Below are 9,640 nucleotides of genomic sequence, written 5' to 3'. Positions count from 1 at the left end.
TCTCTTCTGGCAGCTTGTCTCTCTTCTGGCAGCTTGTCTCTCTTCTGGCAGCTTGTCTCTCTTCTGGCAGCTTGTCTCTCTTCTGGCAGCTTGTCTCTCTTCTGGCAGCTTGTCTCTCTTCTGGCAGGATAGCCTATTTTGTGATACACACAAAATAGGCGGCGCGGCCCTAGCGGGCCTTAGCGCCCGCAAGCGGGCTTGAGAGATGGATGAAGACGCCCAGAAAACAGCGGTGAAGAGCGCGTCACGACGCTACGGCGAGGTGACGCACATCCGGTTTTCGGCTAACGAGTTGGCCAGCCTCAAAGCCATTGCGGAGCGGGATGGCGTCACCGTCAGCGAGGTCGTCAGGCGTCTTGTGCGGGCAGAGGCGGGGTATCTGCCTATCGCGTCAGAGGCGTTGCGGCCGGCGATCGTGGACATGACCGATCAGCTGCGGCGCGTCGGCGTCAATTTCAATCAGGCGGTGCGCGCCATGAACGACGGCCGAGTTGCCCATGATGAGGATCTTGAACAGGCGTTGATCGCCGTGGGCGACCTGGTGCGGCAGTTCCGCGACGAACTGAAGGCGATGACTGGCGGGTCCCGCAAGGCGAGGGAGGCCAGGCCTTGAGCGGTCGTCTTGCTGGCTACGCGGCCGAAATCGAACGCTATCTTCGAGGCGGGTCCGGCGTGAAGCGCGAGGAGCTGGACGACGACAAGTCCGCGACGAGCGCCCGACGCGAGGCCGGTGAATTTCAGGCGATGAAGAGTTATGAACGGACCGGTGGCGGCGGACGCCTCGGGCAAGGACAAGCCGGCTCGACTGTAGGTTCCGGCAGCAACGCTCCTCGTTCGTCGCCGGGAGTAACGGGCGTGGCGGGGAGCCCCGTTTCCAGCAGGTCACCGAAGTCCGCCGCGGCTGCGAGCTCGCCCAAGGCTGCTAGCGCGCCGATCATGGTCTATGGCGCCACGCTCGCGGGTTTCCGGCCGGAAGAGGAGGAGGAAGACTGGAAGCGGCGCGGCGGCGGCGGCCGTGGCGCGAGTCGCCCCAGCGGTACAGGGCGAGCGGCGCGGGTCGCCTATCAGGCGCGGGCCGTCGCGGCACGGGCAGGCTATGCGGCGGGTGCGCAGCCTGCTGTGTTCAAGGTCATGCCCAATCCGCCATCAACCAAGGAAGCCGCCGCTCGGCTGCTCAATTACATCGGAAAGCGCGAGGACGAAAAAGGCGAGAAGCACGACATCGAGATTTTTGACGAGGATGGACAGGTCCTTGCGACAGGCGGCGCACGAAAGGCGTTCCTGGAAACGTTTTGCGAGACGTTCGAACCACCCCTGGAAAATACCAATTTTATCGAGGTTCGTTTCGATCTCGCCGGCGAGGTCACCGATGCCGCCTTGAGCGAGGCGTTGAACAAGGCCTTCGCAAAACCGTTCATCTATGCGCAGGACGGACAGACGGTGGAGGTTTACGCACACACCGATGAGCGAGCGGGGCCGCTTGCGAGAGTCCTGGCCGGCGGTCGGGAGAATTCGCGCAGCAAGGCGCTCGACAAGATCGAGGCGCGTTTGTCTGAGGCTATGGGAGCGGCGGGGGTGGTAGCCAAGGCAGAGGTGATGGCGGCCGTCAGCCGTGAACCCAAAGCGAAATATTTCCTGCAGAAGTTCATCCGCACCCACAGCCAAGTCCGTTTCGCAAATGGCGAGCCTGTGCCTGGGGTGAAGAATTCGACTAAGGCGGCGGCTTCGGTCTACGAACAATGGCGCCCGCAGTTTTCGGGGCGTGAGCGCCGCAATGCCTATCACCTGCTTTTCTCGGCAAAGGCCGGCACCGATGCCAACGCCGTCATGGCCGCGGCGCGCGCCGTGCTCGAGGAGCGCGCGCCAGGATATAAGTTCGTCCTGGCGCATCACAAGGACACCAAGCACGTCCATATCCACGCGATGGTGCAGGCACGGTCAGCCGACGGCGAACGCCTGAAATTCTACAAGCCAGATCTGGTCGCCTGGCGCGAGACCTTTGCGGAAAAGGCCCGCGAGAACGGCATTGCGATGGTGGCGACGCGGCGCATGGATCATGCGATGACGCGGCCCTTCACGAAGGAGCACGCCGGAGCCTACAGCCGCGCCCAGAGCGATCCGCGCTACCAGGTTAGCGCCAGGACGATCGAGCGAGTGGAGGCCAAGCGGCAACGCCGTTTGGATGGACAATCCCTTGTCGTGAACGGCGATGCAATCGCTGCCGCATGGCAAAAGACTGTGACGACGATGCGGACCGCGGGCTTAGTCGGTCAGGCTCTCACGGCAGCGGAGTCGATCGGCAACAATTTTCTGCGGTTCCGTCGCGATCGGACAGGGGAGGGGGAGTCAGGTCCTGCCGCGGATCGCGGAGCTGATCAATTGGGGCAGAAGTCTTTCCTGTCCCATCCCGGTATGAGAGAATTGAATGCACTGATAGGAGATTTGAACATGGCGCAAACCCCCTTGGAAATGCGGCGTCAGATGGCCCGCGTCAATCAGGCTCTCGACAACATGCGCGAGACGCTGCCGCCGGCGCATCAAGGACAGTTCGAACAGTATCGCGAAGAGGTCAATGACAAGATGCACGACCGTCTCGCGCGGCTGCAGTTCGAGCGGCAGCAACAGCGTCGTGGTGGTGGCAGTGGCGAGCCGATCCCCGAGCGCGAGGCGCGAGGGCGAGACCTTCCAACTCGGGACGATCCCCGCCAGCCGGAGCAGCCGCGCACCGGCACCGAGCAGGAGATGAGAGCCAAGCAGAAGGACGCGAACAAGCAGAAGGACGCGAACAAGCAGAAGACTCAGCAGGCTGAAGAGCAGGACCGCAAGACTCAGCGCTCGAATGATAACGATTACGAGCGCTGATCAAAGATCGCTTGCCGGCCCATTAAGGCGCGGGAGAGTGCAGGGAAATGTCACCGAGGCTCGTTCGTGCGTCGGAGGTTCAGGATCAAGAACCACGCATCTCAAGTCGGGTAGTCAGATGCTGGTCCCATTTCCAACCAGCCGAAGCTTCGTCTCTCACGGTCACCCGTTGGGGAATCCAGCACCTATGCTTTGTAGGGACAAGATAGTTGCTATTGGGATTTGGCCGCTGCCGCCGCGAGCATCGCCTGTCCCACGTCGATAGCGCCTTGAGCAGTTAGCGTCTCTCCGGCGTTCTGGATGTCGGGCAGCTCTTTGTTCTGGCTGAGTTTGAATTTTCCAACCGTGGCCTTGGTGATCTCGATCTCCAAGGCCACGATCGCTTTGGTCATCGTTTCAATGAAATCCTTCGGCGCTTCGCCCATCTTCCACGGGGCCGGCTGGTTGGCCTCGTGCATGGAGGTGAGCTTCGCGACGTTGCAGCGCACATAGCGCTCGTCGTCCTGGACAGTGATGTGACCATGGGCGGGAGGCGCGTTGTCGGCGATCGCCGTAGATTGCTCGGCTAATCGACTAGATCAGGCAAAACATCTTCGACGATGCAGAGATTTCGATCGAAAGTCTCGATGTCGGATGCGTTTGCGCGCAGAGACCGCACCTTGTTCAGGATCGCCGCAACCGCCGCTTCTTTGTCGGGCGCTATGCGTGTTGTCACCGCTTTGGCCGCCAAAGCGGTAAAATCTATGGCGGCATAAGCCGGTACGGCTGCAGCGTCTGTTGCTTTCAGCCGGTCTTTCACGATTGCGCGCCGGCCCGGAGGCAGAGCTATACGGCCTGCCTTTGCGGCAAATGTCGCGCCGCGCCGCAGCCGGGTCTGCATAAGGCCTGAGCGGTACGTGGGTGCTTTCGGCACAATCGTCGGGAGCGCAGGAGATGGAACCGCCGCGGAAGCGTCCAATGCAGGGCTTTTTGTGCGCGAAACCTCGACGGCGGCGGGCAGAGGCATGAACGCGCGTTTGGCGAGCTGGCCGTCGGCGAAATAGAAATTGCGGGAGCCGAGGATCGGCAGTTCGCCGCGCGGCAATATGATGACCTTGTTCTTGTCGAGCGTACGGATTTCGTCCGGCCGCATCAGGGGCCGCCGCACTTCCTTGCGGTGCTCGGAGCGCGTGTAATAAGTGTCGAACAACGTTGCCTTGGTGCGCGTCACGTCCTTTTGCACGTCCGACGTTTCGCCGAGCTGCTCGGAAACGTAGCGCAGATCGTCAGCGTCCTGCGCACCGAAAAAGATCTGCACGCGAGCGGCGTTGATGAGCGTCTTGCGCCCTTCCTGGCGATAAATCTCGTCAACAGCCTTCAGCGACTGTACGAAAAACCACATGGAAACGCCGTTACCGCCAAGCACGCTCGCCATTTCGGTCACGTTCTCGAGCTTGCCGAGGTTCTGGAACTCGTCCAGCAGAACTAGCACCGGATGTTCTTCCGGACGCGGCATAGTTTCCGACATGAAGTTCATCATCTGCGTAATCAGGACGTTGAACAACGGTCCGAGGGAGGTGATCTGCTCGCGCCGTACGTCGAGATAAAGAGAGATCCGGTCGCGCTTGAGATTGCGAATATCGAACGTGCTGCGCGAGGTAGCTCGCATCAGGCGCTCGTTGAGAAATGGGGCCATGCCGGTCCGGACGCCGGCGTAGATTCCGGAAAACTGCCGCTCGGACATCTCGAAATATGGCAGCAGGGTTTGCAGCGTGAAATGCGAACATTCGCGGCGGCGTTCCTCGCGCAGAGAGCCGATGAACTCCAGGAGCGGCTGCTCGGCACCATTCATGATCTCGAGGATTGTGGAGAAGGTCTTCTTCTCGTTCGGGATCGCAGGCGATTCCATGACGAAGGACGCTATGCCGGTAAAGAGGAGGCGGGCATCGTTGACCCAGTAGGGATCCGCGTTCGAAGGGGGGCGCGGAAACAGTGCCGCAGCGATGTTGCGAAGGTCGATGTCGCGCTGGGCTGAGTCCAGCGAGATGAAGTCCATCGGATTGTAGCATGCGGTATTGCCGTCCGGATCAGCCGGCGCGAAACGCACCACGCGGCTGATGGTCGAACGGTAACCAGCGGTCGCCGCATAGGTCTCGCCCCGCAGGTCGAGAACCACGAGCGAATGCGGCCAGGTCAAGGCGTTCGGGATGATGAGAGACGTGCCCTTACCGGAGCGCGGTGGCCCTATGACGAAGCCGCCGACATCATCGCCATCAATCCACAATTTCTTGCCACCGATCAGCTTGCGCTGCGTCAAGCGGATCTTGCCTGAGCGCTGGTCGCGGCCGGGCGACAGAATTTCGGCAAGCCTGCCGCCGGCTCGACCGACGAAGACGCCGCCCACTTTCGTCAGGCCGGTTTTCGATACGTCGCTCATGGTCATAAAGCGAGAGTCATTGCGCTTTCTCGGACGCATGAGAAACAAGCTGACCAGTGGCAAGAGAAACCCTAATGCTCCGGCGGCAACGGCGTATTGTATCCTGCTAAAATTCCTCGCCATCGTGTCCGCCCAGGCCTGACGGACGACCGGCAAGGGATTGGCGTTCAGCTGGTCGAACAGGACATGGGAGCCAGTCCGGTACCAATCTGTCGCGGCATAGGCGACCGTGAAGAGTAGGACGCCCATGGCCAGCGCCATGAGCACCATGAAAATTGCTGTTGCGACTTTCTGCATGGGTGGCCCCCGTTAGATTGTCTCCGCCTTGGTGAACTTGATCTCGCTGATGCCGCGTCGTCCGCCTTCAGTGCGGACCATCTGGACGACCACCGGAATGACCTCGCGCAGGTAGTCGAGGATTTCACTCCGTGAGAGCCCCGTACTGCCCTGCATGACCATGAGCGCCAGCCGCTCGTAGGCGGACCGGGCGGAATTGGCATGAACGGTCGTGAGCGAACCAGGATGGCCGGTGTTGATCGCCTGCAGAAACGCGAACGTTTCAGCGCCGCGTAACTCGCCCAACAACAGACGGTCGGGTCGCATGCGAAGCGAGGCTTCGAGAAGCTGTTGCGCGGAGACTTTGGCAAGGCCCTGGTCGCCCTTCGAGGCTATCAGCGTGACGTTGTTGGGAGCCGGCAGCCTCAGTTCGCGGGTGTCTTCGATCGTGATGATCCGTTCATGAGCCGGGATCTCCTTCAGGAGTGCATTCAAGAACGTCGTCTTGCCGGTCGACGTGCCGCCTGAAACGACGATCGAGACGCGGTTGCGCACCGCATACTGCAGGAACTCCATCGGCGACGTGTCCTGCAACATCTCGACAAGTCGCTTTTCTTCGGTTGAAAGCGCCAGGCAGGCACCCATCGCCGTGTCCTCGAATGCGCCAAGATCCTTGTAGGCAGCAAGGCTCATATCCATGATGACCTGTTTGCGGATTGAGATCGCCCCGCCTTCGGGAGCCGCGGGCGGCAAGATGCATTGGATGCGCTCACCCGAGGGTAGCGCGGCCGACAGGACCGGTTTTTCTTCGTTGATGACCTGATTTGTCGCCGAGGCGACGCCCGTCGAGATGTTGCGGATCCAGCCGGGCGTGACCTCGCGCTTGACGACGTGCTCCATTTCCTTAGCGCCGAGGCGTTCGATGAACAATTCACCTGGTCTGTTGATCGCAATCTCGGAAACCGAGTCCTCGTTCAAATAGGACCATATTGGCTCAAGATGAGCGCGCAGGACCGGGGCTCTTGCCCAAGGGTCGGGGAGGGGATGCACGGCGTTCATTTCACCGGGCTCCCATAGCCGGGATAAAAATGATCCTTTGGCGTCGCGTATAGAGGCGTCGGATCGATCGGGGTCTTCGGCCGCCCACCTGCCTTCATTCGTGCAACTTCTTCCTGAACGGGATCGGCGTACAAATCCGAGAAATCGAGATCTCGCCGCACCAGCACGACAACCGATGTGCCCTGGTCGACGTAGACTGTCGGGCCAATGTTCTGCGTGTCGCGAAACGCCTCTTGCGCGAGTTGCTGCAGAGCGGTCGATGACTTATCGAACGCGATGCTGCGGGCGTCGCGCTGCGAGCCATTGCCACCATAAGTTACGGTCGTGGTCTCACCGGTTACGGGATCGATCGTCGACACCTGGCGCTGTTGTCCATCCTGGCTGCTGTCGCCAAGCGAGGACAGATATTCAGAGACGCCGCCAACGACGGAAAGCATGATGGCGTTGCCGTACCGTTCAACCCAGTGCGTATCGACACGGCCGCCCATGCCACCGCGGCCGAGCGCGTCTGCACCGGGTGACTTGATATCGACGGAAATGCCGTCCGAGCGGATGACCCTGTTCCAGACGATGAAAACACGCTTCTGACCGCGCGCAAGCCCCGAGCGGTATTCCCCGGTCAGGCGCGAGCCCTTCGGAATGAGGATCCGCCTGCCGTCGAGCGAGAAGACATCCTCACGCACGACAGCGCGTACGGCACCGGGAAGGTCGGTGTTGATCGCGGTTTCCAAATAGCCGCGAAGGATCGTTCCTTCAGGGATCAGCGCATCGGTGCGTCGGAAGACCCTGGCTTTGACGATCCCGGAAGAGCTTGCCTCAGACTGCGCCAGGAATGCCTTGTTGGGATCGCTGTCGGCGCCGGGGACCGGGATGATCTGACCGTCGGGCGCGATTTCGACCTGTGCCGCCTGGGCGCCGGCATTCGTCGATCCGGTTTCATCATTCGTCACCATCTGGTTCGACCGCAGGCGTTCCCACATCGCCTTTTCATGCTCGGCGGCCTCAGCCTTGCGGCGAGCCTCGTACTCAGCCGCGGCCTTGCGGCGGGCTTCTTCCGCCTCGGCCTTGCGGCGAGCTTCCTCGGCTGCCATTTGTGCCTCCAGCGCCCGCCGCTGCGCATCGAGATCCGCGCCCTCCTGGACGGTCTGATCGACGTTATCGGCTTGTTGCGTGCCCTTCTGGTCGTCTGCCGGTGGCGGCACCACGATCTGGTCGATCGTGCCGTCGGCAGGTTGAGGCGGCTCGTTCAACGCTGGCGGGCGGAATTCGGGCGGGTTGAAGTTTTCCTCGCCATCGCTACGAAGATCGCGCGATATCGGCTCCCGAGGCCAGTTCAGCCATATCAGCGCGCCTACGAGCACCACGCCGAGGCCGACCAGGGCGATCCTGGTACCTACGCCCGCTCCGCGGCGCGCGACAGACGGGCTGCCGTCTAGTTGGTTATAATCGATCTGGGTCATCACCGCCCTCCACTGGATCCGAACAGGGTGGAACCACCTGTCAGTTGCGCTGGACCGTAGACCTGCTCGACTGGATCGATAGCGTTGGGTCGGGCCCGGTTGTAGAGGCAGAGCGTCTTGCCATCGGCCCGCAAGGTGAATTGCCGCGCGACTTTGTCGATGACCGTATATTTGCCCTGAGTGCGAACGTTGACCAACGACTCATGGCGCTTGTCGTCGACAACGAAAATCGCCGGAATGTCACCCTTGAACTCCAAAAACACCTTCGTGCCGTCGTCGAACACTGTGCGCGGCTTCAAGCTGTCGTCGCCCTTATAGGCATAGTCGTAGTTGAGATCGGCATAGTTCAGGTTCTTCAAATCCGGATCGGCCGCGCTCTCCTTGGCCTGTGAGAGCAGCCGCGCGTTGATATCCTCGTCCGGGTATTTGAACCGAACCTGGAAGGATGCCCGGTCCCGGTCATTGTCAGTCGCCTGCAGCAGCAGGGAATAGACGCGCCGGTTGGTAACGACGTTGACGTTGGTCCAAGCATCGCGCTCCAGCGGCTTGACGAACAGGAATCGCGATCCGCGTTTGGGGATGATCGACCAGCCTTTCGTGTCGCCAGCCGACACGGTTTCGATGACTTCGGTCGGGCTGAGCTCGACCATCGTGGAAATGCCAAGAGCTGCACGCACCGACGTCACGTCGTCATTGTTGAAGGTGACATATCGGATGCGGCTGTCGCGTGCGGCCGCGCCGTGGATCGTGCCAAGCAGAAGGGCGGCTGACAGGGCGAAGCTGACGCGCCGTCTCATTGCAGGCTCCCTGCGGCCGGCGCCGATTCCTGGTCGCGGCGGTAATCCGTAACCTGAAATCCCAACGGGTTGTCGAAACGCCATTCGTTCTTGAGTGGCGTTGAGGTGTAGCGGAATTTTATCACCGCGACCCAATTGTCGGCCGTGGACGAATTGTCCCGACGCGTCGTCGTGGCAAAGCGCACCGAGGCTGTGTTCCGATTGAGCAGGGAAACCGACTTGATCTCGACCGAGATAGTGGCATTGCGGCCATAGATCTTATCCAGCGATTGCGGATTTGCAGGCGTGAAAAGCCATGTCAAATCCTTGGACGCCGCGTCGGTGGAGTAGAGCTGCGCCAGGTCGTAATTCTGTTTTAGTTCACGGGAATCGTAGGTTTCGCGGGCACGAATGTAGCGGACCAGATTGGCCGCAGTGACGGCCTCGTTCTGCGACAAATCTCCAGGCTTCAGCGCGCGCATGATCTCGAGGTAGCCCGTCGATTTGTCGACCTCGACAACGTACGGTTCGAACTGCCGGAGCGGCAGGATCAGCACGAGCGCAAGCAGCGAAAGCACCGCCACCAGTCCGGAAACGCCGCTGACGATCCATGCCAATGTACGCGATCGCCGCATTGACCTGTGCGTGTCGTCTTCCCAGGTCGCGCCCGCCCTGTAATAGCGTCTGTCGACGACTTCGCTGCTGCTGTTAGCAGTCGTTTCCGATGGATTTGACACTTTACTACTGCCTCGTTTGCGCCGCATCCCGATCCAAGGTGGCGATCAATGATC

The 9,640-nt window shown here is 60.9% G+C and carries 8 protein-coding genes; 2 read left to right on the top strand and 6 right to left on the bottom strand.

What is annotated here, in order from left to right:
• Positions 1–205: 205 nt before the first annotated feature.
• Both JQK88_RS31305 and JQK88_RS31300 read left to right on the top strand, forming a co-directional pair.
• Positions 206–613 carry a hypothetical protein gene (locus tag JQK88_RS31305; RefSeq protein WP_203280504.1) on the top strand — a complete coding sequence of 136 codons (408 nt, stop codon included), beginning with the start codon at positions 206–208 and terminating at the stop codon, positions 611–613.
• Positions 610–2,862, top strand: a complete 2,253-nt coding sequence (locus tag JQK88_RS31300; protein WP_203280503.1) for a relaxase/mobilization nuclease domain-containing protein — start codon at positions 610–612, stop codon at positions 2,860–2,862. The genes JQK88_RS31305 and JQK88_RS31300 overlap by 4 nt, the downstream gene beginning before the upstream one ends.
• 212 nt (positions 2,863–3,074) lie before the next feature.
• On the opposite strand, the gene JQK88_RS31295 is transcribed toward JQK88_RS31300, so the two are convergent.
• The 6 genes from JQK88_RS31295 to JQK88_RS31270 are packed head-to-tail and all read right to left on the bottom strand — an operon-like array spanning position 3,075 to position 9,613.
• The gene (locus JQK88_RS31295; RefSeq protein ID WP_312037363.1) at positions 3,075–3,377 is read right to left on the bottom strand and encodes an FMN-binding negative transcriptional regulator; all 303 of its coding nucleotides are present in this window, start codon (positions 3,375–3,377) and stop codon (positions 3,075–3,077) included.
• Positions 3,378–3,427: 50 nt separating this feature from the next.
• Entirely contained in the window at positions 3,428–5,539 is a 2,112-nt protein-coding gene (locus JQK88_RS31290; RefSeq protein WP_203280502.1) for a type IV secretory system conjugative DNA transfer family protein, read from the bottom strand.
• Positions 5,540–5,587: 48 nt separating this feature from the next.
• Positions 5,588–6,613 carry a P-type DNA transfer ATPase VirB11 gene (virB11, locus tag JQK88_RS31285; protein ID WP_203280501.1) on the bottom strand — a complete coding sequence of 342 codons (1,026 nt, stop codon included), beginning with the start codon at positions 6,611–6,613 and terminating at the stop codon, positions 5,588–5,590.
• Positions 6,610–8,073 carry a type IV secretion system protein VirB10 gene (virB10, locus tag JQK88_RS31280; RefSeq protein ID WP_203280500.1) on the bottom strand — a complete coding sequence of 488 codons (1,464 nt, stop codon included), beginning with the start codon at positions 8,071–8,073 and terminating at the stop codon, positions 6,610–6,612. The genes virB11 and virB10 overlap by 4 nt, the downstream gene beginning before the upstream one ends.
• Positions 8,073–8,870, bottom strand: coding sequence for a TrbG/VirB9 family P-type conjugative transfer protein (locus JQK88_RS31275; RefSeq protein WP_203280499.1), 798 nt, complete (start codon positions 8,868–8,870; stop codon positions 8,073–8,075). The genes virB10 and JQK88_RS31275 overlap by 1 nt, the downstream gene beginning before the upstream one ends.
• Entirely contained in the window at positions 8,867–9,613 is a 747-nt protein-coding gene (locus JQK88_RS31270) for a VirB8 family type IV secretion system protein (protein WP_210388424.1), read from the bottom strand. The genes JQK88_RS31275 and JQK88_RS31270 overlap by 4 nt, the downstream gene beginning before the upstream one ends.
• Positions 9,614–9,640 lie beyond the last annotated feature (27 nt).

It is taken from the genome of Mesorhizobium caraganae (genome assembly GCF_016836705.1).
Classification (GTDB): domain Bacteria; phylum Pseudomonadota; class Alphaproteobacteria; order Rhizobiales; family Rhizobiaceae; genus Mesorhizobium; species Mesorhizobium caraganae.
Note: the sequence above shows the minus strand (reverse complement) of the source record. Positions and strands in the feature narration are given on the sequence as shown.

Excerpts from the sequence above, each read along its gene's own strand:
- JQK88_RS31305 (WP_203280504.1), top strand. The coding sequence starts at position 206 with ATGGATGAAGACGCCCAGAAAACAGCGGTGAAGAGCGCGTCACGACGC.
- JQK88_RS31290 (WP_203280502.1), bottom strand. The coding sequence starts at position 5,539 with ATGGCGCTGGCCATGGGCGTCCTACTCTTCACGGTCGCCTATGCCGCG.
- virB11 (WP_203280501.1), bottom strand. The coding sequence starts at position 6,613 with ATGAACGCCGTGCATCCCCTCCCCGACCCTTGGGCAAGAGCCCCGGTC.
- virB10 (WP_203280500.1), bottom strand. The coding sequence starts at position 8,073 with ATGACCCAGATCGATTATAACCAACTAGACGGCAGCCCGTCTGTCGCG.
- JQK88_RS31275 (WP_203280499.1), bottom strand. The coding sequence starts at position 8,870 with ATGAGACGGCGCGTCAGCTTCGCCCTGTCAGCCGCCCTTCTGCTTGGC.
- JQK88_RS31270 (WP_210388424.1), bottom strand. The coding sequence starts at position 9,613 with ATGCGGCGCAAACGAGGCAGTAGTAAAGTGTCAAATCCATCGGAAACG.